Source organism: Stenotrophomonas sp. 3(2025) (genome assembly GCF_052665395.1).
Genome location: NZ_JBQOIF010000023.1, coordinates 17,553 through 39,070, shown reverse-complemented (window position 1 = coordinate 39,070; position 21,518 = coordinate 17,553). Strand labels below are relative to the sequence as shown.

General features: G+C 66.0%; 18 protein-coding genes. 10 read left to right on the top strand and 8 right to left on the bottom strand.

The genetic code is table 11. The features are described from left to right. Positions 1-38: 38 nt before the first annotated feature. The 3 genes from ACUXVE_RS16180 to cmk all read right to left on the bottom strand — a co-directional run bounded on the left by ACUXVE_RS16180 (position 39) and on the right by cmk (position 2,998). Positions 39-344 carry an integration host factor subunit beta gene (locus ACUXVE_RS16180; RefSeq protein WP_005409286.1) on the bottom strand — a complete coding sequence of 102 codons (306 nt, stop codon included), beginning with the start codon at positions 342-344 and terminating at the stop codon, positions 39-41. An 89-nt stretch (positions 345-433) separates the two neighbouring features. Beyond that, positions 434-2,119, bottom strand: a complete 1,686-nt coding sequence (gene rpsA, locus ACUXVE_RS16175) for a 30S ribosomal protein S1 (protein ID WP_445514792.1) — start codon at positions 2,117-2,119, stop codon at positions 434-436. A gap of 201 nt (positions 2,120-2,320) precedes the next feature. Then, a complete protein-coding gene (cmk, locus tag ACUXVE_RS16170; protein WP_032977572.1) occupies positions 2,321-2,998 on the bottom strand; it encodes a (d)CMP kinase in 678 nt (225 codons plus the stop codon). A gap of 197 nt (positions 2,999-3,195) precedes the next feature. On the opposite strand from cmk, the gene ykgO reads away from it, so the two are divergent. The 6 genes from ykgO (at position 3,196) to ACUXVE_RS16140 (ending at position 7,695) form a co-directional block, all read left to right on the top strand. Next, positions 3,196-3,321 (top strand): type B 50S ribosomal protein L36, encoded by a 126-nt coding sequence (ykgO, locus tag ACUXVE_RS16165; protein WP_005409283.1) that lies wholly within the window; start codon positions 3,196-3,198, stop codon positions 3,319-3,321. Positions 3,322-3,467: 146 nt separating this feature from the next. Further along, positions 3,468-3,797: a hypothetical protein gene (locus tag ACUXVE_RS16160; protein ID WP_025875042.1), complete on the top strand. Its 330-nt coding sequence runs from the start codon at positions 3,468-3,470 to the stop codon at positions 3,795-3,797. Positions 3,798-3,836: 39 nt separating this feature from the next. After that, the gene (locus ACUXVE_RS16155; RefSeq protein WP_222389878.1) at positions 3,837-4,874 is read left to right on the top strand and encodes an agmatine deiminase family protein; all 1,038 of its coding nucleotides are present in this window, start codon (positions 3,837-3,839) and stop codon (positions 4,872-4,874) included. Between the two features lie 163 nt (positions 4,875-5,037). Continuing rightward, positions 5,038-5,925 (top strand): carbon-nitrogen hydrolase, encoded by an 888-nt coding sequence (locus ACUXVE_RS16150; protein ID WP_099821258.1) that lies wholly within the window; start codon positions 5,038-5,040, stop codon positions 5,923-5,925. A gap of 14 nt (positions 5,926-5,939) precedes the next feature. Continuing rightward, on the top strand, positions 5,940-6,470 hold the full coding sequence (locus ACUXVE_RS16145) for a GNAT family N-acetyltransferase (protein ID WP_108265786.1): 531 nt from the start codon (positions 5,940-5,942) through the stop codon (positions 6,468-6,470). Positions 6,471-6,474: 4 nt separating this feature from the next. Continuing rightward, the gene (locus ACUXVE_RS16140) at positions 6,475-7,695 is read left to right on the top strand and encodes a TraB/GumN family protein (RefSeq protein WP_025875050.1); all 1,221 of its coding nucleotides are present in this window, start codon (positions 6,475-6,477) and stop codon (positions 7,693-7,695) included. Between the two features lie 262 nt (positions 7,696-7,957). Here ACUXVE_RS16140 and ACUXVE_RS16135 read toward each other — a convergent pair whose 3' ends face one another. From ACUXVE_RS16135 to ACUXVE_RS16125, 3 genes are read right to left on the bottom strand one after another with little or no spacing between them, the layout of a single operon-like run. Next, the gene (locus ACUXVE_RS16135; protein ID WP_093819826.1) at positions 7,958-11,038 is read right to left on the bottom strand and encodes an efflux RND transporter permease subunit; all 3,081 of its coding nucleotides are present in this window, start codon (positions 11,036-11,038) and stop codon (positions 7,958-7,960) included. Next, entirely contained in the window at positions 11,035-14,556 is a 3,522-nt protein-coding gene (locus ACUXVE_RS16130) for an efflux RND transporter permease subunit (protein WP_445514791.1), read from the bottom strand. The genes ACUXVE_RS16135 and ACUXVE_RS16130 overlap by 4 nt, the downstream gene beginning before the upstream one ends. Next, positions 14,553-15,704, bottom strand: a complete 1,152-nt coding sequence (locus ACUXVE_RS16125; protein ID WP_445514790.1) for an efflux RND transporter periplasmic adaptor subunit — start codon at positions 15,702-15,704, stop codon at positions 14,553-14,555. The genes ACUXVE_RS16130 and ACUXVE_RS16125 overlap by 4 nt, the downstream gene beginning before the upstream one ends. A 205-nt stretch (positions 15,705-15,909) precedes the next feature. On the opposite strand from ACUXVE_RS16125, the gene ACUXVE_RS16120 reads away from it, so the two are divergent. Both ACUXVE_RS16120 and ACUXVE_RS16115 read left to right on the top strand, forming a co-directional pair. Then, positions 15,910-16,302 (top strand): c-type cytochrome, encoded by a 393-nt coding sequence (locus tag ACUXVE_RS16120; RefSeq protein ID WP_025875058.1) that lies wholly within the window; start codon positions 15,910-15,912, stop codon positions 16,300-16,302. Positions 16,303-16,311: 9 nt separating this feature from the next. Continuing rightward, positions 16,312-16,773, top strand: coding sequence for a c-type cytochrome (locus tag ACUXVE_RS16115; RefSeq protein WP_049466129.1), 462 nt, complete (start codon positions 16,312-16,314; stop codon positions 16,771-16,773). A 132-nt stretch (positions 16,774-16,905) separates the two neighbouring features. Here the strand turns inward: ACUXVE_RS16115 and ACUXVE_RS16110 are convergent, their stop codons facing one another. Continuing rightward, positions 16,906-18,786 (bottom strand): ATP-binding cassette domain-containing protein, encoded by a 1,881-nt coding sequence (locus ACUXVE_RS16110; RefSeq protein WP_032977580.1) that lies wholly within the window; start codon positions 18,784-18,786, stop codon positions 16,906-16,908. Positions 18,787-19,115: 329 nt separating this feature from the next. Then, complete coding sequence (locus ACUXVE_RS16105) at positions 19,116-19,991, bottom strand: LysR family transcriptional regulator (RefSeq protein ID WP_222389883.1); 876 nt, start codon at positions 19,989-19,991, stop codon at positions 19,116-19,118. A 102-nt stretch (positions 19,992-20,093) separates the two neighbouring features. Between ACUXVE_RS16105 and ACUXVE_RS16100 the strand changes: the two genes are divergently transcribed. Together ACUXVE_RS16100 and ACUXVE_RS16095 are read left to right on the top strand one after the other, a co-directional pair. Next, complete coding sequence (locus ACUXVE_RS16100) at positions 20,094-21,173, top strand: YeiH family protein (RefSeq protein ID WP_445514789.1); 1,080 nt, start codon at positions 20,094-20,096, stop codon at positions 21,171-21,173. 28 nt (positions 21,174-21,201) lie between these two features. Next, positions 21,202-21,474: a hypothetical protein gene (locus ACUXVE_RS16095; RefSeq protein ID WP_222389888.1), complete on the top strand. Its 273-nt coding sequence runs from the start codon at positions 21,202-21,204 to the stop codon at positions 21,472-21,474. The last annotated feature ends 44 nt before the right edge of the window (positions 21,475-21,518 follow it).

Sequence of the window (21,518 nt, the reverse complement as noted above, 5' to 3'; positions counted from 1 at the left end):
TCGTGGTGGGATTCGCACGAAGTCGCGCGACGGATGGCTCAGGCCGGATCTGCGTCCAGCGGCAGCACACTGCTGACCCGCTCGCGCAATTCCTTGCCTGGCTTGAAATGAGGGACATGCTTGCCCGGCAGGGCAACCGATTCGCCGGTCTTCGGGTTGCGACCCAGGCGCGGCGGACGGTAGTGCAGCGAAAAGCTGCCGAAGCCGCGGATCTCGATGCGATCGCCGGCCGACAGTGAGCCCCCCATCATTTCCAGCAATGACTTGACCGCCAGATCGACATCATCGGCCTTCAGGTGCGCCTGCCGGCGCGCGAGGATTTCGATCAGTTCGGATTTGGTCATTACCGGCTCACATCAGGGGCATCTCAGCCTGAAACGGCCCGGGCAGTGCCCGGGCCGTCCAGGAAACAACGAACAGCGTAAGGCCGATATTACTCGGACTTGTTGCCGTTCAGCTGTGCACGCAGCAGCGCGCCCAGCTGGGTGGTGCCGCTGGATGCCGAAGAGGTCTGGTATTCCTCCAGCACTTCGCGCATTTCCGCGTCGTCCTTGGCCTTGATCGACAGCTGCAGGGTACGACCCTTGCGATCCATGCCCACGAACTTGGCTTCAACCTTGTCACCGACCTTCAGGTGCTGGGTCGCGTCGTCAACACGCTCGTTGGCGATGTCGCGAGCTGCAACATAGCCTTCGATGCCGTCGGCCAGCTCGATGATCGCGCCCTTGGCGTCGACTTCCTTCACCACGCCTTCGACCTTGGAGCCCTTCGGATTGGTCGCCATGTACTGGCCGAACGGATCCTGCTCCAGCTGCTTGACGCCCAGCGAAATGCGCTCGCGCTCCGGATCGACGGCCAGGACCACTGCGTCCAGGTTGTCGCCCTTCTTGAAGTTGCGAACGATGTCTTCGCCAGTGGTCGCCCAGCTGATGTCGGACAGGTGAACCAGGCCGTCGATGCCGCCGTCCAGGCCGATGAAGATGCCGAAGTCGGTGATCGACTTGATCTGGCCCGACACCTTGTCACCCTTCTTGTGGGTGGCAGCGAAGGTTTCCCACGGATTGGCGGCAACCTGCTTCATGCCCAGCGAGATGCGGCGACGCTCCTCGTCAACGTCCAGGACCATGACTTCAACTTCGTCACCGACCTGCACAACCTTGGACGGGTTGACGTTCTTGTTGGTCCAATCCATCTCGGAAACGTGCACCAGACCTTCGACGCCCGGCTCGATCTCGACGAATGCGCCGTAATCGGTGACGTTGGAGACCTTGCCGAACACGCGGCTGTTGGCCGGGTAACGACGGGCGATGTTATCCCACGGATCTTCGCCCAGCTGCTTCAGGCCCAGCGAAACGCGGTTGCGCTCGCGGTCGAACTTCAGCACGCGCACGTCCAGCTCGTCGCCGACATTGACGACTTCGGACGGATGGCGCACGCGCTTCCATGCCATGTCGGTGATGTGCAGCAGGCCGTCGATGCCGCCCAGGTCCACGAATGCGCCGTAATCGGTCAGGTTCTTGACGACACCCTTCAGGATCGCGCCTTCCTGCAGCTTGTCCATCAGCTGCTCGCGCTCTTCCGAGTGCTCGCTTTCGACGACAGCGCGGCGCGAGACCACGACGTTGTTGCGCTTGCGGTCAAGCTTGATGAGCTTGAATTCCAGCTCCTTGCCTTCCAGGTAGGCCGGATCGCGCACGGGGCGCACATCGACCAGGGAACCCGGCAGGAAGGCGCGGACATCCTTGATGTCCACGGTGAAACCACCCTTGACCTTGCCGCTGATGCGGCCGGTGATGGTTTCGTTCTTTTCCAACGCTTCTTCCAGCTCGTCCCACACCATCGCGCGCTTGGCCTTCTCGCGCGACAGGACGGTTTCACCGAAGCCGTTCTCGATCGAGTCGAGGGCGACCTTGACGATGTCGCCTTCGGCAACATCGATTTCGCCAGCGTCGTTACGGAACTGTTCGATCGGCACGATGCCTTCCGACTTCAGCCCGGCGTTGATCACCACGACGTCGCCGCGGACTTCAACAACGGTACCGCTGACGATGGCGCCCGGCTTCAGCTTGGCCAGGTTGGCCTGGCTGGCTTCAAACAGTTCGGCAAATGATTCGGTCATTAGATTTACTCTGTTGGACACATGGGTCGGTTGGCTTCCCTTCAGGGAATGGCTACCGCCCGCCTGTTGGTCGACCCCGGAAATGCAGGTCGTGTGTGGAAGTAGGAAAACCGCCACGCATCATTGCGCGACGGAGCTTTTACAGCACTGCAGATGCGCGACCTCCACCGATGCTGCTGGCAGAGCTCCCGCGCGAACGGATCAGGCAGCCGGAACCGGAAGCAGATCCATCACTCTGGCAACGACATCTTCGATGCCGATGCCTGTGGTGTCGATGAGGACAGCATCGTCTGCCGGCTTCAGGGGCGCCACGGTACGCTGAGCATCACGGGCGTCGCGGGCCATGATCTCGCGCAGGAGGTCTTCAAAGTTAACAGAAACCCCCTTGTCTTTCAACTGCTTATGCCGGCGCTCGGCGCGCTCCTCGGCACTGGCGGTCAGGAAGACCTTGTAGGGGGCGTCCGGGAAGATCACCGTACCCATGTCGCGGCCGTCGGCAACCAGCCCCGGCTCCATCCTGAATGCGCGCTGGCGCTCCTTCAGGGCGGCCCGGACCTCGGGAATGGCGGCAATTGCCGACGCCAGCGCCCCGGTGGTCTCCAGCCGCAGCTCGTCGGTGGCGTCGGTGCCATTGACCAGCACCCGCATGGCATCGCCCTGCTCGACGAACTGGACATGGGTATCAAAGGTGCAGCGCACCAGCGCGGAGGCATCGGAGGTGTCGATGTCGGCCCAGCTGGCCGCCACGCCGACCGCGCGGTACAGAGCACCCGAATCCAGGTAGTGCCAGCCCAACCGGCGCGCCACAATGCGGCTGATGGTACCCTTGCCGGCCCCTGACGGGCCGTCGATGGTCAGGACGGGAACGAGTGGATTCATGGGGGTCCTTGCGCGTGTGAAGGGGGCATTCTAGCCCCTGCCGGACACCCCGCAACGGGCCTTTTGTGCAACCACTTGAAACCATGGGGAAAAGCCCGGTAGAATGGCGGGCTTGAACGAGCGTCCACTGCCGATTGTCTTTCGCATATCGCGGCCACGCTCCACCCGAACAACTACTGTTTACGCCGAGGTATGCCATGAAAGTTCTGTCCTCCCTGAAGTCGGCGAAGGCCCGTCACCGTGACTGCAAGGTCGTGCGTCGTCGTGGCAAGATCTTCGTCATCTGCAAGTCGAACCCGCGTTTCAAGGCGCGTCAGCGCTGAGCCCAACGGTCCTTGTGACCGCGGCTGGCCCCACGCGGGGCCGACCCGATGCAAAAAGCCGCCTTCGGGCGGTTTTTTGTTTATGCGGTTTTTTCCTGCCGTTTTTGCTGTAATCGCTGTTCTTGACCACTGGGGAGTAGATCGAGATGACGCGTTACCTGTGCACCCTGGCCGTACTGGCCACCCTGGCTGCCGCCACCCCGGCGATGGCCGATACCCTGCTTGTCGACCGCGCCCGTGAAAAGCCGGCCGGCGCCCTGCCCGTCCGCGGCCAGAGTATGCAGCAGGTGCAGTCGCAGTTCGGCGCGCCGGCAGAGCAGCTGCAGCCGCGCGGCGGACAGAAACGGCAATGGCCGACCATCCACCGCTGGGTGTACCCGCAGTTCACCGTCTACTTCGAGAAGCAGAAGGTGATCGACGTGGTGGCAAACCAGGCGGATCCGAACGAAATCGGCCCCAAGCCGCCGATCCGTTGACCCCCATGCCCGCCACCGGCGGGCGCGTGTAGCGAGACCATGAACCAGACCCTTCGTTTTCCTGCCGAATGGGAAGCCCAGAGCGGCGTCCTGATTGCCTGGCCCACCGCCGACACCGACTGGGCCGACCGCCTGGGCCAGGTGGAAGAGACCTACATCGCCCTGGTTGCAGCGATCACCCGCTTCCAGCCGGTGCTGATCTGCGTGGCCGACGATGACGTGGAGACCTACGCCGAGATGCGGCTGCGCTCCAACCGCATCGACATGGACAAGGTCCACTTCACCACCGCCGCCTACGACGATACCTGGCTGCGTGATTCGGGCCCGATCACCCTGCGCCGCGCCGACGGCAGCTTCCAGCTGCTGGACTTCCGCTTCACCGGCTGGGGCGGCAAGTTCGACGCCACCCTGGACGACCAGCTGGTCGGCGTGCTCGACCAGGCTGGCGTATTCAACGACGCGACGGTGCGCAGCATTCCGTTCGCGCTGGAGGGCGGCGGCATCGAGACCGATGGCGAAGGCACCCTGCTGACCACCTGGAAGTGCCTGCACGAGCGCCATCCCGACCGCGACCGCGACAGCCTGAGCGCCGACCTGGCCGACTGGCTGCAGCAGAAGCGCGTGCTGTGGCTGGATCATGGCTATCTGGAAGGCGACGACACCGACGCCCATATCGACACCCTCGCCCGCTTCGCCTCGGCCGACAGCATCGTCTACCAGGCCTGCGACGACGCCAGCGACTCGCATTACGCCGAGCTGCAGGCGATGGGCGCCGAGCTGGCTGCACTGCGCACGGCTGACGGAAAGCCGTACCGCCTGTTCCCGCTGCCGTGGGCACAGCCGGTGATCGATGAAGGTCGCCGCCTGGCTGCTTCGTATGCCAATTACCTGATCGTCAACGGCGCGGTGCTGATGCCGGCCTATGGCGACCCGGCCGATGACCTGGCCCGCGACGTGCTGGCACAGGCCCACCCGGGCCGCGAGATCGTGCAGGTGCCGTGCCGCTCGCTGATCTGGCAGAACGGCAGCCTGCACTGCATCACCATGCAGCTGCCGGCTGGGCTGCTGAAGGCATAAGCCAGGCGGTAGCGCCGGGCCATGCCCGGCGAGCGCGGCGGCATCTGGAAAATCCGCCGGGCATGGCCCGGCGCTACCGGTTGCGTGCACCATTCAGCAGCCAACACGCTGTCGTGGCGCATCCGCGTTAACATGCGGGTTTTCCCCCGCAGGATCGCCCCGCATGAACTCGCGCAGCCCCCTTACCGTCGCCCTGATCCAGGAGCGCAACCACGGTGATGCCGCCGCCAACCTGGCGGTGATCGAAGCGCGTGTTGCCGACGCCGCGGCGCAGGGCGCGAAGCTGGTGCTGCTGCAGGAACTGCACAACGGTCCCTACTTCTGCCAGCACGAATCGGTCGATGAATTCGACCTGGCCGAGCCGATTCCGGGCCCGAGCACCGAGCGCTTGGGCGCGCTGGCCAAGAAGCACGGCGTGGTGCTGGTCGGCTCGCTGTTCGAGCGCCGCGCTGCCGGCCTGTACCACAACACCGCCGTGGTCTTCGAGAAGGACGGCACCTTGCTGGGCAAGTACCGCAAGATGCACATTCCCGATGACCCGGGCTTCTACGAGAAGTTCTACTTCACCCCGGGCGATATCGGCTTCAAGCCGATCGACACCTCGGTCGGCCGCCTCGGCGTGCTGGTGTGCTGGGACCAGTGGTACCCGGAAGCGGCGCGCCTGATGGCGCTGGCCGGTGCTGAGCTGCTGCTCTACCCCACCGCGATCGGCTGGGACCCGGATGATGTGCAGGACGAGAAGACCCGCCAGCGCGACGCCTGGGTACTGAGCCACCGTGGCCATGCCGTAGCCAACGGCGTGCCGGTGCTCAGCTGCAACCGCGTCGGCCACGAGGCCTCGCCGCTGGGCGCCTCGGGCATCCAGTTCTGGGGCAACAGCCACGTACTGGGCCCGCAGGGCGAGTTCCTGGCCGAGGCCGGCACCGAAGCGACCATCCTGATGTGCGAGGTCGACCTGCAGCGCAGCGAACACGTGCGCCGCATCTGGCCGTTCCTGCGCGATCGTCGCATCGACGCCTACGGCGACCTGCTCAAGCGCTACATCGACTGACCCGGAGCCCGCGCATGGCCGTACTCATCCGTGATGCCGGCCCTGCCGACATCGCTGCGATCACCGCGATCTACGCGGTGGAAGTGACCGACTTCGTCAATACCTACGAGTACGAGATCCCTGACCAGGCCGAGATGCTGCGCCGCATGCGCGACATCATCGACCGCGGCTTCCCCTACCTGGTGGCCGAGGTCGACGGCCAGGTTGCCGGCTATGCGTATGCCAATACCTACCGCACGCGCATCGCCTACCAGTGGACCGTTGAGAACTCGGTCTATGTCGATGCCCGCTTCCAGGGCCGTGGCGTCGGCACCGGCCTGCTGCAGGCACTGATCGATGCCTGCACCGCGCGCGGCCATCGACAGATGGTGGCGGTGATCGGCGAGCCGACCAACACGGCCTCCATCAAGCTGCACGAACGCTTCGGTTTCCAGCTGGTGGGCGTGTTCCGTGGCCTCGGCCGCAAACATGGCCGCTGGCTGGACACCGTACAGATGCAGCGCGCGCTCGGCGATGGCGCCGATTCCGCTCCTTCCAATGAATGATTCCATGACCGAAACCCTTCCCGAAACCGGCGACGATCTGTTTGCCGGCCAGCCCGTGCGCGTCGTCGAGCGCGATGGCGTGCGCTACACCCTGTTGGGCACTGCCCACGTCTCCCATGCCAGCGTCGAGGCGGTGGAAAAAGCCATCGACAGCGGACGTTTCGATGCGGTGGCCGTCGAGCTGGACCCACAGCGCCTGCAGGCACTGAGCGACCCGGACACGCTGGCCAAACTGGACCTGGTGGAAGTGATCCGCAAGGGCCGCGTCGCGTTGTTCGCGGCCAACCTCGCGCTGTCGGCCTACCAGCGCCGACTGGCCGAACAGCTCGGCATCGAGCCGGGCGCCGAACTGAAGCGTGCGGTCGACCTGGCGCGCGAGCGCAACCTGCCGGTGCACCTGATCGACCGCGAAGTCGGCCTGACGTTCCGTCGTGCTTCGCAGCGACTGGGCTTCTTCGGCAAGCTGAAGCTGGTGGCCGGGCTTGGCGCCGGCCTGTTCTCGTCCGAGGATGTCGGCGAAGACGAGATCGAGAAGCTGAAGCAGGGCGACATGCTGGAATCGAGCTTCGGCGAGTTCGCCAGCGAGAACCCGGCGTTGTACGAAACGATCATCGGCGAGCGCGACCGCTACATGGCCACGCGCCTGCGTGAAGCGCATGATCCGCAGCAGCGCGAAGTGCTGGCGGTGGTCGGCGCCGGCCATCTGGCCGGCCTGGCGCGTTACCTGGAAACCGATACCGAGGCGCCTGCGCCGTTGCGCGAGCAGCTCGAAGCGGTGCCGAAGAAGCGCAACATCCCGTGGTTCACCCTGGCGATCCTCGCCATCGTGGCCACCGGCATCGGTGTCGGCTTCTATCGCGGTGGACTGGGCGTGGGCACCGAACTGCTGGCGACCTGGGCGATGTATACCGGCGGCCTGGCTGGCCTGGGCTGCCTGGTGGCCGGCAGCCACCCGCTGAGCATCCTCACCGCGATCGTGGTGGCGCCGTTCAAGCCGTTCCGCCTGAGCATCCCCACCGGCGCATTCGCGGCACTGGTGGAAGCGCGCCTGCGCAAGCCGACCTACGAGGATTTCCTCAAGCTGCGTGACGATGCGCAGTCGTTGAAGGGCTGGTACCGCAACCGTGTCACCCGCGTGGTGCTGACCTTCATGCTGACCAACCTGGGCAGCATGCTGGGCCTGTGGCTGACCGCGGGCAAGGTGTGGAGCAAGGTGGCGAGCTGATCGCGCTGTCCCGCCGGGCATGGCCCGGCGCTACCGGTAGGTGCCAAAGGTGTGGAGCAAGGTCGCGAGCTGATCGCGCTGTCCCGCCGGGCATGGCCCGGCGCGACCGGTAGGTGCCAACCTTGGCTGGCACGTCATTTACACCCACGGCGATGGTAGCGCCGGGCCATGCCCGGCGAAAAAAGGGGAGACCGCCCCACTACGACCGGTCTCCCCCCCACCACAACACGTTTCCGCCCCTACGGTCGAGCAAGCTCGACCACTACACCGCGGTTCCCGCCACGACCTCGCGGCCGCGAGCGCGCTGGATCAGCCGCACCACCGCATTGCGCAGGTCATCGAGCACCGCATAGATCGTCGGCAGGAACAGCAGGCTGACCACGGTCGAGAACGCCAGGCCACCGGCAATCGCACGCGCCATCGGCGAGTACTCCGGCCCGTTGCCGAACATCTGTGTATCGGTCAGCGAGATCGGCACCATCGCCAGGATCGCCGTGCCCATGGTCATCATGATCGGGCGCAGGCGCTCGCGTGAGCCCTCCACCAGCGCCTGGGTACGGCCCATCCCGCCGCGGCGCAGATTGTTGATGTGCTCGATCATCACGATGCCGTTGTTCACCACCACGCCCATCAGCACCAGGATGCCGATGAAGGACATGATCCCGAACGAGGTGCCGGTGATCCAGAACAGCCAGAACACGCCGAAGATCGAGAAGAGCACGCCGCTCATGATCGCCGCCGGGAACAGCAGCGATTCGAACACCGCGGCCATCACCACGTAGATCATCACCAGCGCGATCAGCAGGTTGAACACCATCTGCTGCATCGCCTCGTTGTCATCGCCGTAGTCGCCGCCGTCGAAAGTGAAGCCGTAGCCGGCCGGGAAGTTCATCGGCTTGAGCACTGCCTCCATGGCCTTGCGGCCGTCCGGCGCGGTGATCTTCTCGGCCAGGTTGGCCTTGATGGTCAACGTGGTCTGGCGGTTGGTGCGGCCGATCTGGGTCGCCGAGGAACCCACATCGACACTGACCAGGCTCAACAGCGGTACGCTGCGGCCATCGCCGGTGCGCACGCTGAAGCCAGCCAGGTCTTCAGGGCTGCTCTGTTCGGCACCGGCGAAGCGCACCCACACCGGCACTTCGTTGTCGCCCCGACGGAACTCGCGCATCGGCGCACCACGCAGCGCCAGGCCAACGAAGCTGGCAACCTGCTCGGCATTGAATCCGAACGCCGCTGCACGCTCGCGGTCGACGTGCACTTTCAGCTCGCCGCCCTTCTCGCCATTGTCGATGCGCACATCGCGCAGCTCGGCGCGCTGTGCCAGCAGCGGCAGCACTTCCTGGCCTATCTCCTGCAGCATCGCGCTGGAGTCGCCAACCAGCTGCACCTGCACGCCCTGATTGCCGCCACCGCCGCCATCACCGCCCTGGTTGCCGACGAAGTAGTCGGTGCGCGCGGACTTCGGCAGGCCCTTCCGCAGTTCCTCCTGCAGCGCCTTGATGTCCTTGGCGTACTTCTCGTCCAGGGTGACCACGGTCGAACTGCCTTCCTGTTCGCTGTACCAGGAATAGACCTGCTGCACGTGCAGGCGCTCGCGGTTCTGCTCGATCCAGCCTTCGACACGGGCCACTTCCTCGGACATCTGCCGGTAGGTGTAGGCGCCCTTCCACATGTAGCCGATGAAGATGTCCTTGCCACCGTCGCCACCGAACATGTCGATCTTGGTCAGCTTCATCGGCACCAGGCTGACCAGCACCACCAGCAGGATGCCGAGCAGGCTCCAGCCGCGATGGCGCAGTGACCAGTCCAGCAGCTGCGCGTAGCGGCGCTGCAGGCGCGCGATCACGCCGGTCTGCGAGTGCACCAGCTTCGGCGTGGCCATGCGTGCGGACAGCATCGGGATCAGGCTGACCGCCACCAGCCAGGAGGCCAGCAGCGAGACCGAGATGGTGATCGCGATCTGCGCCATGAAGATGCTGATGTTGTTGGTTTCACCAAACAGGTTGGGTACGAACACGATGCAGTGGCACAAGGTGCCGGCGCTGAGCGCGATGGCAACGTTGCGGGTGCCGATGATCGAGGCCAGGCGTGGCTGGTCCGGCAGCCGCTCACGCTCCTGGTAGATGCTTTCGACCACCACCACGGCATTGTCGACCAGCATGCCGACGGCCAGCAGCAGGCCCATCATGGTCAGGATGTTGAGCGTCACCCCGGCGAAATACATGAAGCCGAGGGTGATGGTGAAGCAGATCGGAATGGCCAGGGTCACCATCAACGTCGACGGCCAGTGGCGCAGGAAGAAGAACAGCACCGTCACCGACAGGATCAGGCCGACACCGCCGGCTTCGGCCAGCTCCAGCAGGGACGAGGTCACCGCCTTGCCCTGGTTGTCGATCACCTTGATCTGCACGTCGCGCATCGACGCCTGCGCGCGGATCGCTTCAACCTCGGCAAGCGCGCCGCGCGAGACGTCCACCAGGTTGGCGCTGCGTTCCTTGTAGATGTCCAGGCCGACGGCAGGATTGCCATCCAGACGGCGGCCATAGCTCATCCGCGCCGGCTTCAGCCGCACATCGGCAATGTCGCCCAGGCGCAGCCCCTTGGCATTGATCACCAGGTCACGCATTTCCTGCAGGTCGGTGATCTCGCCCACCGGCTGCACGCGCACGCGCTGGCCGTTGTCGTCGATCTGCCCGGCCGAGATCGAGAAATTCAGCGTGCGCAGGCGATCGCTCAGCTCATTGATGCTCAGGCCGTGGGCGTTCAGGCGGTTCGGATCGATCGCGATCTCCACCTCGTTCGGTGGCGCGCCGGTGATCTCGACCCGGGCCACGCCCGGAATCCGCTCGATACGCCGCTTGAATTCGCGGTCGAGCATGTCATAGGCAGTGGTCAGGTCGGTGGTACTGGCCAGGCGCACCTTCAGCACCGGCTGGTCGCTGCTGGACCACTTGAACACGTTGTAGCGCTGCATGTCGTCAGGCAAATCACTGCGGATTGCGTCGATGCGCTCGCGCGCGTCCGAAGCGGCGATGGCGATATCACGATCCCAGTCACTGAACTCGATGAAGATCGACGCAGCTTCGGAGGTCGCCGACGACCGCATGCGCTTGATGCCGGTCATCGTCGCCAGCGACTCCTCCACCGGCCGGATGATGGTCCGCTCGACTTCTTCCGGGGTGGAGCCGGTATAGGGAATCTGCACGAACAGGAACGGTGCGGAGATGTCCGGCAGCGCTTCCAGTGGCAGCCGGAACGAGGCGATCAGGCCGACCACCACCAGCGACACGAAACACATGATGGTGGTGACCGGGCGGCGGATGGAGAACTCGGCAACGCTCATGCCGGTTCCTCCGCACCCGACGCACTGCCCTCGGCACCGTGCAGGCCCTCACCGGCATGCTTGCGGCCCCGCTCTCGGTAGTAGGCATCGCCGCGGCGGTCCATCAGGTCGTACACCACCGGGATCACCAGCAGGGTCAACAGGGTCGACACCAGCAGGCCACCGATCACGGTGATCGCCATCGGTGCGCGCACTTCGGCGCCCTCGCCCATCGCCACCGCCAGCGGCAGGAAGCCGAACAGCGTGCACAGGGTAGTCATGATGATCGGCCGCAGGCGCGAACGCGCACCTTCCACCAAGGCCTCGTGCTTGGCCACGCCGGCCTCGCGCAGCTGGTTGACCTTGTCGATCAGGATGATCGCGTTCTTGGTGACCAGGCCGACCAGCAGGATCAGGCCGATGAACACCACCACCGAAATCGGCTTGCCGGTCAGCATCAATGCCAGGATCGCGCCGACCAGCGCCAGCGGGATGGTGAACAGGATCACGAACGGATGCAGCAGCGATTCGAACTGCGAAGCCATCACCAGGTAGACCAGGAAGATCGCCAGGCCGAAGGCGAAGATCAGCGACTTCGCCGCCTGTGCCAGTTCCTCGCCCTGGCCGCCGATGTGCAGGCCCACGCCGGCGCCCAGCGGCTGTTCGGACACCATCTGCTGTACTTCGCGCATGGCCGCGCCCAGGTCGATGTCGCGCAGGTTGGCCGAGACCACGGCCACCCGGGTCTGGTCGGCACGATGGATCTCGCTGGGGCCGGTGGTGGCCACCACGTCGGCAACCGCATCCAGGGTGACCGGACGGGTGCTGCCCGGATTGACGATCAACCGGCGGATGCTCTCCACGCTGGCACGATCGGTTTCCTGCGCGCGCACCAGCACGTCGATCTTGCGGTCGCGGAAGCTGTAGCGGGTGGCGACATCGCCGCGCACCTTCTTCACCACCACATCGGCGATCTGCCGCGTGGTCAGGCCCAGTGCACCGGCGCGCTCCTGGTCGAAGCGGATCTGGATTTCCGGGAAGCCCTCTTCCACGGTGGATTTGACGTCGGCGTAGTGCGCGTTGCCGCGCAGCAGCGCCGCCAAGCGCTGGCCCGCCACTTCCAGGGTTGCCATGTCCTGCCCACGCAGTTCGATTTCCAGCGGCGTGGAGAAGCTGAACAATGCCGGCCGCGCGAAGTCGACCTGCGCACCCGGGTGCTGGCCCATGGTGTCGCGCAGGCGCTCGGTGATCTCCGCTTCGGTCTGCGGGTTGCCGCCGCCTTCCATCACGATGGTCAACTTGCCGATGTTCTCGCCACTCTCGGTCGGGCTGGCATCCAGGCGGGTACCGCTGCCGCTGACACCGTACAGCGATGCCACGCCTTCGCCGTTGCCATGCGCCAACTGCAGCTCACGCACCAGCGCATCGGTCTGCTTCAGCGGCGTGCCGGCCGGCAGCTTGACCGTCATTTCGAAACGGTCCTGCGCCAGCTGCGGGATCAGGTCGGCGCCGAGCATCGGCACCAGCGCCATCGTGCCGACGAATGCCAGTGCGGCCAGCCCCAGCACCTTGCCGGGATGGGCCAACGCACCCGGCAGCAGCCGCAGGTAGCCACGTTCGGCACCGGCGTACGGCTTCATGGCGATGTCGCTGGCCTTGCGCATCACCGGGCCGACCACTGCAGCCACGCCACGGCAGAGGCGCACCACCAGCCATGCCAGCGCGTAGAAACTCCAGCGCATCGTCGCCACCACACCACGGCGGCCGAGTGCGACCGGCTTCTGCCAGCGGCTCTGCGGCTGCCACGGCTCGGCTGCGGCTTCTTCCGGGAAGGCCAGCGGCGGCCGACCCTTCAGCGAGCTCAGCATCGGAATCAGGGTCATCGACACCAGCAGCGAAATCGCGATGGCGATGGCCACGGTCAACGCCTGGTCGCGGAACAGCTGGCCGGCGATGCCGTCGACGAACACCAGCGGCAGGAACACCGCGATGGTGGTCAGGGTCGAGGCGACCACGGCCATGCTCACTTCACGGGTACCGGCGATCGCCGCCTGCAGGATGCCCAGGCCGCGTTCGCGCGCCTTGGCGATGCTCTCCAGCACCACGATGGAGTCATCCACCACCAGGCCGGTGGCCAGTGCCAGGCCGCCCAGCGACATCACATTCAGGCTCAGGCCAAGCTGGCCCATGAAGAAGAACGTGGCGATGATCGAGACCGGCAACGACAGGCTGATCACGAACGTGCTCCAGCCGTCGCGCAGGAACAGGAAGATGATCAGGATCGCCAGCAGGCCACCGATCACCGCGTCCTTCTTGACGTCGGCGATGGCGTGCTCGATGAAGCGCGACTGGTCTTCGATGGTGGTCAGTTCGGCATCGGCCGGGAACGTTGCCTTGATCTGCTCCAGACGCTTGCGCAGCGCTTCGGCGGTGGCCACGGTATTGGCGTCGCCTTCCTTGTAGATCGCCAGTTCGACCGACTCCTTGCCGCCCAGGCGGATGACCGCTTCGCGCTCCTTGTAGCCCTGGCGCACGGTGGCCACGTCCTTCAGGCGCACCGGCACGCCGTTGGCGACCACGCTGGAGGCGCCACCAGAGGAAGCGCTCTGCGCAGCGGAAGCGGCGGCGACGGCTGCAGCCGAACCGGTAGAGGCAGCGATGTTGAACATCTGCTGCAGCGCCGAGTCGGCCGCGCTGCCGTTGGCGGACTGGGTGGTGACCAGCAGGTTGCGGATCTCTTCCAGGTCGGCGAACTGGTTGACGGTGCGCACCAGGAAGCGCTGCGAGCCCTCCTCCAGGCGGCCGCCGGAAATGTTGATGTTCTCTTCCTTCAAGCGCTTGATGACGGTGTCGATCGGCAGGTTGAGCTGGGCCAGTTTCTGCTGGTCGATGTCGACCTGGATCTCGTCTTCCAGGCCACCGCCCACCTTCACCGCCGCCACGCCGGTAACCGGCTCCAGCTTCTTCTTCAGGTCTTCGTCGGCATAGCGACGCAGGCCGGTCAGTTCGCGGATCGCTTCTTCGTCGGTCGCAGGCGCGGCCTTGGTCGACAGCACCAGGCGCATGATCGGCTCGGTGGAGGGATTGAAGCGCAGCAGCACCGGCGCCTTGGCTTCCAGGGGCAGGTTCAGCGCTTCCATCTTGTCGCGCACTTCCAGGCTGGCCTGGTCCATGTTGGTGCCCCAGGCGAACTCGAGCACCACATCACTCTGGCCGGTGCGCGAGACCGACTTCAGCTTGCGCAGGTTCTTGACCACGCCCACGGCTTCTTCGACCGGCTGGGTGATCAGGGTTTCCATCTCCGTCGGCGCCGCACCGGTGTACTCGGTGCGTACGGTCAGCGTCGGATAGCTGAGGTCGGGCAGCAGGTTGACCTTGAGGTTGCCCAGTGCGATCAGGCCGAACAGCAGCAGGGTGACCGTGCACATGGCGATGGTGACGCGACGGCGGGTGGCGAACTCCACCAGGCCGCCACGCATGCCTGCGGCGGCGCCATCGCTCCCGGGCGAGGCACCGTGATCGTGGCCGGGCGCGGTCATTGCGTGCTCCCGGCCTTCTCTGCCGGCTTGGCCGAGGCGGTTACGGTCTTCGCCTTGGCCTTCGGATCGGCGATCACCTGCACCGCAGTACCGTCGCGCAGGGCGACCTTGCCGGCGGTGACGATCTGGTCGCCCGCCGCCAGTCCCTCACGGATTTCCACCCACGGCCCTTCGGCGTAGCCAAGCTTGACCGGCACCCGCGCGACCTTGCCCTCGCGCACGCGGAACACTGCCGGCTCACCATCGTCCAGCAGTGCCAGGCGCGGCACCACCAGTGCGTCGGCACGCTGGTCGTAGTCGATGCGGATACGGCCGAACATGCCCGGCTGCAGCGACTGCGCGGCACCGTCGAAAGCACTGACCACACGGAAGGTGCCACTGCCCGAATCCACCACCGGTGCGATGCGGTCGACGACACCAGTGAAGGTCTTGCCCGGCAGCGCATCGGCCAACAGCGTGACCGGCTGGCCTGCGCGCAAGGTCGCCAGTTCGCGCTCGGGCACGTTGAGGGTGGCTTCCAGCCGCGAGTTGTCGACGATGCGGAAGATCGGCGTGTTGATCTGCACGAAGTTGCCGGTCTTGATCGATCGCGAGGCGATCACGCCGGAAATCGGTGCGACCACGGTGGTGTAGGACAGTTCCAGCGTGGCCAGGCGGTACTGCGCGCGCACGTTTTCCAGGTCGTAGCGCAGCTGGTCGACATCGGCAGCGCTGACCATCTGCTGGCCGACCAGCTTCTGTGCGCGCTGGTAGTTGTTCTCCAGCTTGCGCATCTGCGCCTCGCTCTGGGCAACGGCCAGGCGTGCGCGGTCCGGATCCAGCCGCACCAGAGGCTGCCCGGCGCTGACCCGCTGCCCTTCCTCGACCAGTACCGCCAGCGCGACGCCCGAGGTCTTGGCGACCACCTGCGATTCGGCGCGCGGCTCCAGTGCCGCCGTTCCGGTGTAGCTGGCGGCCACCGCGCGATGGCTGGCCACGGCCACTTCAACCGGCACCGCGTCGACCTTCTTCTCGTCCTTGGTCTCGGCCGCCTTGGCCTCGTTGTTGGGCCCAGCGGCGCAACCGCTCAGCAGCAGGGAGGTGGAGAGCAGCAGCGCGGCAGCGCAGAGTCCGCTGCGGGGGCCGGGCAGGAAGGTTTGGTGCGACATCGTCAGATCCCTGGAGGATGCGTGGGCAGGTGTGGTAGCAAAGTAATGCACCACTTCACGGCAACACCATATCCCAAAGGTCATGGTGTCTTCACGCCGCCGGTCGGGCCGACCCCATTTCAGCTAGATGAAACCTGAGGCTATACTCGGGTCGTTCCGTACCCCACGCCGGAACGACCAGACCCGAATCCCCGGAAAAGACACCATGCGCCCGCAGCCGCTCGCCGCTTGTCTCGCTCTGGCCGTCCTCCTGCCCCTCGGGGCCGCCGCACAGCCCGCACCTGCTCCTGCAGCACCACCCGCCCCGGCACCGGCTCCGGCCCCTGTGCCGGCGGCTGCCACGCCCACCGGCAGTTTCGACAATGGCCGTGTGCTGGCCTACACCTGCCAGGGTTGCCACGGCATCACCGGTTACAAGAATGCCTACCCCAGTTACCGGGTACCGAAGATCGGTGGCCAGACCCAGCAGTACCTGACCCAGGCCCTGACCGAGTACCGCCAGGGCAAGCGCCGGCATCCGACGATGCAGGCGCAGTCGATGAGTTTCAGCGAACAGGAGATCGCCGATCTCGCTGTTTACCTGTCCACCGTCAAGTAAGGCCCGCCCATGTCGAAAGCCGCGCATCCACTGCGTCACGCCATCGCCCTGTCCGTCGCCCTGCTGCTGGCGGCCTGCTCGCAGTCACAGGTGGAGAACAGCGAGACATCCGCCGGCGATCCCGGCCACGCCAGCGGCGAGCACGGATCGTCTTCCTCCGCGGGCCTGCCTGCCGGGCGTGAAGCCGCCGGCGAGGCCCGCGCCAAGGTCAAGAGCAAGGCCACCAGCCAGAGCTGCATCGATTGCCACGGTGCCGACGGCAATGCGCCGATCGATCCGACCTATCCGAAGCTGGGTGGTCAATACGGCGATTACCTCGCGCATGCGCTGCAGGCCTACCGTGCCGGTGATCGCCAGCATGCGCTGATGACACCGCAGGCGAAGGACCTGAGCGATCAGGACATTGCCGATCTGGCCGCGTATTTCGGCAGCCGGCCGAGCCAGCTGCGGGATCTGCACGGGGTCAAATGACCGCCGGCCCGCCCCAGTGGGTGCGCACCGTTGGCCGGTGGGTGCGGACCGTTGGTTGGTGGGTGCGGACCGTTGGTCCGCACGTATCCGGATATCCACGCATGGCGTGGATCTACTGAATCCGGCCGGCGCTCAGCCTTCCAGTTCTTCCCAGCGTGCGTACGCGGCATCCAGTTCGGCCTGCACCTTGGCCAGCTGCTGGGTGTGCGCGGTCACTTCGGCGCTGCTGCGCGTGTAGAACGACGGATCGTTCATTGCCGAGGTAAGCCCTTCGACATCGCCTTCCAGCTTTTCGATGGTCTTCGGCAGCTGTTCCAGCTCACGCGCTTCCTTGTAGGCGAGCTTGCGCTTGGGCGCTGCCGGTTCCGCAGCAGCCGCCGGGGCAGCGACCACCGGCTTGGCGGCAGCAACCACCGCGGGCGCAGCGGCCACGCTGGCCGCGTAACGCTGCCAGTCGCTGTAGCCGCCCACGTACTCGCCGATCACGCCATCGCCTTCCATCACCAGCGTGGAGGTCACCACGTTGTCGATGAAGTCACGATCATGGCTGACCAGCAGCAACGTGCCGTTGTATTCGCCCAGCAGCTCTTCCAGCAACTCCAGGGTCTCCACGTCCAGATCGTTGGTCGGTTCGTCCATCACCAGCAGGTTGGACGGCTGCGCGAACAGCTTGGCCAGCAGCAGGCGGTTGCGCTCGCCACCGGACAGGCGGGTGATCGGCGCGCGCGCGCGCTCAGGGGTGAACATGAAGTCCTGAAGGTAGGCGTGCACGTGCTTGCGCTTGCCGTTGAACTCGAGGAAATCGCGGCCTTCGGCCACGTTCTCGATCGCGCTCCAGTCTTCGCGCAGCACTGCACGGTACTGGTCGAAGTACGCAACCTGCAGGTTGGTGCCGGCGTTGACCTCACCCTTCTGCGGCTGCAGTTCGCCCAGCAGCAGCTTCAACAGCGTGGTCTTGCCACTGCCGTTGGGGCCGATCAGGCCGATGCGGTCACCACGCAGGATGGTGGTGGAGAAATCGCGGACCATCGTGCGATCGCCGAAGGCGAACGAAATGTCCTTGATGTCGATGACCTTCTTGCCCGAGCTCACGCCCTGGGCCGCTTCCATCTTGACGTTGCCGCTGAGGTCGCGGCGCGCGGAACGCTCATTGCGCATCGCCTTCAAGCGGCGTACGCGGCCTTCGTCGCGGGTGCGGCGTGCCTTGATGCCCTGGCGGATCCACACTTCTTCCTGCGCCAGCAGTTTGTCGAACCGTGCGTTTTCCTGGGCCTGCGCGTTGAGGCGTTCTTCGCGACGGCGCTCGTAGTTGGCCCAGTCGCCCGGCCAGCTGGTGACCTGGCCGCGGTCGATCTCGACGATGCGGGTGGCCAGCGCACGCAGGAAGCGGCGGTCATGGGTGACGAACACCACGCTGCCGTTCCAGTTCTTGAGGAACATTTCGAGCCAGTCGATGGCTTCGATGTCGAGGTGGTTGGTCGGTTCGTCCAGCAGCAGCAGGTCGGGGCTGGAGACCAGCGCGCGGCCGAGCAGCACGCGGCGCTTCATGCCGCCGGACAGGCGCGCGAACTCCGCGTCGCCATCGAGGTCGAGCTTGGTCAGGGTCTCGCTGACCCGCTGATCCAGGCCCCAGCCGTTGGCGGCATCGATCTTGGCCTGGACGTTGCCCAGCGCTTCGCCATCGAACACGTCGGCGTGGCTGAGGTGATGGAATTCGGCGAGCCATTGGCCCAGTTCGCCCAGGCCATCGGCGACGACGTCGAACACCGAGCCAGCGGCGCCGTGCGGCACCTCCTGCTCCAGGCGAGTCACGCGCACGCCCTGCTGCACGCGCACTTCACCGTCATCGGGCTTGTGGTCGCCGGACAGCAGCTTGAGCAGGGTCGATTTGCCGGCGCCGTTGCGGCCGATCAGGGCGATGCGTTCGCCCGGCTCGATCGACAGTTCGGCTTTTTCCAGCAACAGCGGGCCGCCGACGCTGAAGTCGACGTTTTGCAGAGTAATCAGAGGCATCCGGCCATTGTAGCGGGTTGCGGGGCTTGGCCGGGCGGCGCCCGGCACCCGCGGAGGCAACGGCCGCAGCAACAGCAACAGCCAACCCCGACTTGCTGGGGGATGGTGGGGTGGGTCCGGTTGCGGGGGACGCTGCAAGTACGTCCATGTAAGCTCGGTCGCGCCATCCATGGCGCTCACGCCCCCGCAACCGGACCCACCCCGCCTTCGACAGTTTCCCGCTGCTGTTGGTGGGTGCCTACCGTTGGTCGGCACGGGGTCGGATCCTGTTGCTGCGCAATAGGCTCTGACACCTACGTGGAATTCACGCTGTGGAAGATGGATCCCGGCTACTGCACTTCCCCCAACAACGCCTGCAACCCCGGCAACCATCGCTTGCCGGGGTGGCGTACCAGCCACAGCGTGCGGTGCAGGGCCGGCAATGGCGTTTCAAGGATGCGCAGGCGGCCGAGGGCCAAGGGTTCTTCCAGGGCGTGGCGCGAGAGGCAAGCCAGGCCGAGGCCGGCGATGGCGGCCTGCTTGATCGCTTCGGTATTGCCCAGCTGCAGGGTCTGGGCGAAGCCGCGCAGATGCGGCAGCAATGCCTGCTCCACCGCTTCGCGGGTGCCCGAGCCCGGTTCGCGCAGCAGCCAGCGTGCGCGGCGCAGTTCGTCCAGCGACCAGCGCGCGGGGGCCTCGGCGGCCGCCACAATCACCAGCGGGTCCTGCTGCCAGGCCGTGACCTGCAGACCGCGCTCGTGGCATGGGCCTTCGATCAATCCTGCATCCACGTCCAGCCGTTGAACGGCCGCCACCACGCCTGCGCTGTTGTCGATGCGCAGATCGACCTCGGCCTGCGGTGCCTGCCGCAGCAGCTCGGCGATGCGCGGCGGCAGCAGGTAGTTGCCGATGGTGGTGCTGGCGGCCAGTACCAGCCGCAGCGGCGCGCCTTGGGACGGGTCACCGCCCGCCGCCAATTGCCGCTCCAGATCGGCGGCATTGACCAACAGCGCGCGCGCCGGCTCCAGCAAGGCCCGGCCGTGGCCGTTCAATGTCAGGCGACGGCCGATGCGGTCGAACAGCGGCGTGCCGAAGTGCGCTTCCAGCTCCTGCAGGGCGGCGCTGGTGGCGGACTGGGAAAGCGCGATGGCCTGGCCTGCTGCGGTGGTGCTGCCTTGGTCGGCGATGGCAACGAAGACCTGCAGCTGGCGGAGCGTCAGGCGCATGTCCATTACCTGTGTTATGGGTAGGTTTCACCGATATTATTCGTTTTACGGGTCAATCGCATGGATGCAGGCTGTACGCCTCTCTCCCGCATCCCACCCGCCATGAACGCGCCTGCCCTGTCCTCCTGGTCCCTGCCCGCCCTGCGCCAGCGCTGGCAACCGCGCCTGCCCGGCCTGCTGCTGGTCGGCCTGGTGGCGGCGGCGTCGCTGTACCTGGCCGAGCTGCCCTGGCTGCAGGCGCATGGCCTGAGTGCGCTGACCGTCGCCATCGTCGCCGGCATCGTGGTCGGCAACACCGTGTACCCGCGACTGGCCCCCGCCAGCGCGGCGGGCGTGGGCTTCTCCAAGCACTGGCTGCTGCGTGCGGGCATCGTGCTGTACGGCCTGCGGCTGACCTTTCAGGACATCGGCAACGTCGGCGTCGCCGGCGTGCTGATGGACGTGCTGGTGGTGGCGAGCACCTTCGGCCTGGCGTGCTGGCTGGGTGTACGGGTGTTCAGGATGGAGCGCGAGGCCGCCATGCTGATCGGTGCCGGCAGCGCGATCTGCGGTGCGGCGGCGGTGATGGCCGCCGAACCGGTGGTGCGCGGCCGTGCTGCGCAGGTGACGGTGGCGGTGTCGACGGTGGTGGTGTTCGGCACGTTGGCGATGTTCCTGTATCCCGCCCTGTATGCGCTGGTGCAGTCGCACGGCTGGCTGGCGATGGACGCGCGGCAGTACGGCCTGTTCACCGGCGCCACCGTGCATGAAGTGGCACAGGTGGTGGCTGCCGGACGTGCGGTGGGCGAGTCAGCCGCCGATACCGCGGTCATCACCAAGATGGTGCGGGTGATGCTGCTGGCACCGTTCCTGGTCGCGCTGTCGCTGTGGCTGGCGCGTGGCGGCAAGGCCAACGCTGACGGCAGCAAGGCGCGCATCGTGGTGCCGTGGTTCGCGTTCGGTTTCGTGGCGGTGGCCGGTTTCAACTCGTTGCATCTGCTGCCGGCCGGCCTCCAGGCCGGGCTGGTGCAGCTGGATACCGTGCTGCTGGCCATGGCGATGGCCGCACTGGGCCTGACCACCCATGTGTCTGCGCTGCGCCAGGCCGGGTTGAAGCCGCTGCTGCTGGCATCGATCCTGTTCGCCTGGTTGCTGCTGGGTGGCCTGGCGATCCACCAGGGTGTGCTGGCGGTGCTGGGCTGAGGGCAAGGTGGATCGCTAGACTTGAGGCATGCCAGTCTCCCCCACCCTGCTGCAGATCCCGCTGCGCCTGCTGGATGATCGATATGGGCGGGGCAATGTCGATGAAGCCGAAGACACGCTGGTCGAGATCGTTCAGGCGGTGATGGGCGTGCAGGCGACCTGCTCGTTCGACGTCGACACGCGGCACGCCAATCCGTGGTTCCACCAGCTGCTGCTGGAGCCCCGGGTCAGTGGAAAACCCGCCACCCCGGAGCAGTTGCAGGCGATGGCTGCGCGGCTGGTGGTCATCGGGCTGGGTTGAGGCGACGTTCGGCCAAGGTGCCGACCAAGGTCGCCCGCTACCGG

Excerpts from the sequence above, each read along its gene's own strand:
- ACUXVE_RS16180 (WP_005409286.1), bottom strand. The coding sequence starts at position 344 with ATGACCAAATCCGAACTGATCGAAATCCTCGCGCGCCGGCAGGCGCAC.
- rpsA (WP_445514792.1), bottom strand. The coding sequence starts at position 2,119 with ATGACCGAATCATTTGCCGAACTGTTTGAAGCCAGCCAGGCCAACCTG.
- cmk (WP_032977572.1), bottom strand. The coding sequence starts at position 2,998 with ATGAATCCACTCGTTCCCGTCCTGACCATCGACGGCCCGTCAGGGGCC.
- ykgO (WP_005409283.1), top strand. The coding sequence starts at position 3,196 with ATGAAAGTTCTGTCCTCCCTGAAGTCGGCGAAGGCCCGTCACCGTGAC.
- ACUXVE_RS16160 (WP_025875042.1), top strand. The coding sequence starts at position 3,468 with ATGACGCGTTACCTGTGCACCCTGGCCGTACTGGCCACCCTGGCTGCC.
- ACUXVE_RS16155 (WP_222389878.1), top strand. The coding sequence starts at position 3,837 with ATGAACCAGACCCTTCGTTTTCCTGCCGAATGGGAAGCCCAGAGCGGC.
- ACUXVE_RS16150 (WP_099821258.1), top strand. The coding sequence starts at position 5,038 with ATGAACTCGCGCAGCCCCCTTACCGTCGCCCTGATCCAGGAGCGCAAC.
- ACUXVE_RS16145 (WP_108265786.1), top strand. The coding sequence starts at position 5,940 with ATGGCCGTACTCATCCGTGATGCCGGCCCTGCCGACATCGCTGCGATC.
- ACUXVE_RS16140 (WP_025875050.1), top strand. The coding sequence starts at position 6,475 with ATGACCGAAACCCTTCCCGAAACCGGCGACGATCTGTTTGCCGGCCAG.
- ACUXVE_RS16135 (WP_093819826.1), bottom strand. The coding sequence starts at position 11,038 with ATGAGCGTTGCCGAGTTCTCCATCCGCCGCCCGGTCACCACCATCATG.
- ACUXVE_RS16130 (WP_445514791.1), bottom strand. The coding sequence starts at position 14,556 with ATGACCGCGCCCGGCCACGATCACGGTGCCTCGCCCGGGAGCGATGGC.
- ACUXVE_RS16125 (WP_445514790.1), bottom strand. The coding sequence starts at position 15,704 with ATGTCGCACCAAACCTTCCTGCCCGGCCCCCGCAGCGGACTCTGCGCT.
- ACUXVE_RS16120 (WP_025875058.1), top strand. The coding sequence starts at position 15,910 with ATGCGCCCGCAGCCGCTCGCCGCTTGTCTCGCTCTGGCCGTCCTCCTG.
- ACUXVE_RS16115 (WP_049466129.1), top strand. The coding sequence starts at position 16,312 with ATGTCGAAAGCCGCGCATCCACTGCGTCACGCCATCGCCCTGTCCGTC.
- ACUXVE_RS16110 (WP_032977580.1), bottom strand. The coding sequence starts at position 18,786 with ATGCCTCTGATTACTCTGCAAAACGTCGACTTCAGCGTCGGCGGCCCG.
- ACUXVE_RS16105 (WP_222389883.1), bottom strand. The coding sequence starts at position 19,991 with ATGCGCCTGACGCTCCGCCAGCTGCAGGTCTTCGTTGCCATCGCCGAC.
- ACUXVE_RS16100 (WP_445514789.1), top strand. The coding sequence starts at position 20,094 with ATGAACGCGCCTGCCCTGTCCTCCTGGTCCCTGCCCGCCCTGCGCCAG.
- ACUXVE_RS16095 (WP_222389888.1), top strand. The coding sequence starts at position 21,202 with ATGCCAGTCTCCCCCACCCTGCTGCAGATCCCGCTGCGCCTGCTGGAT.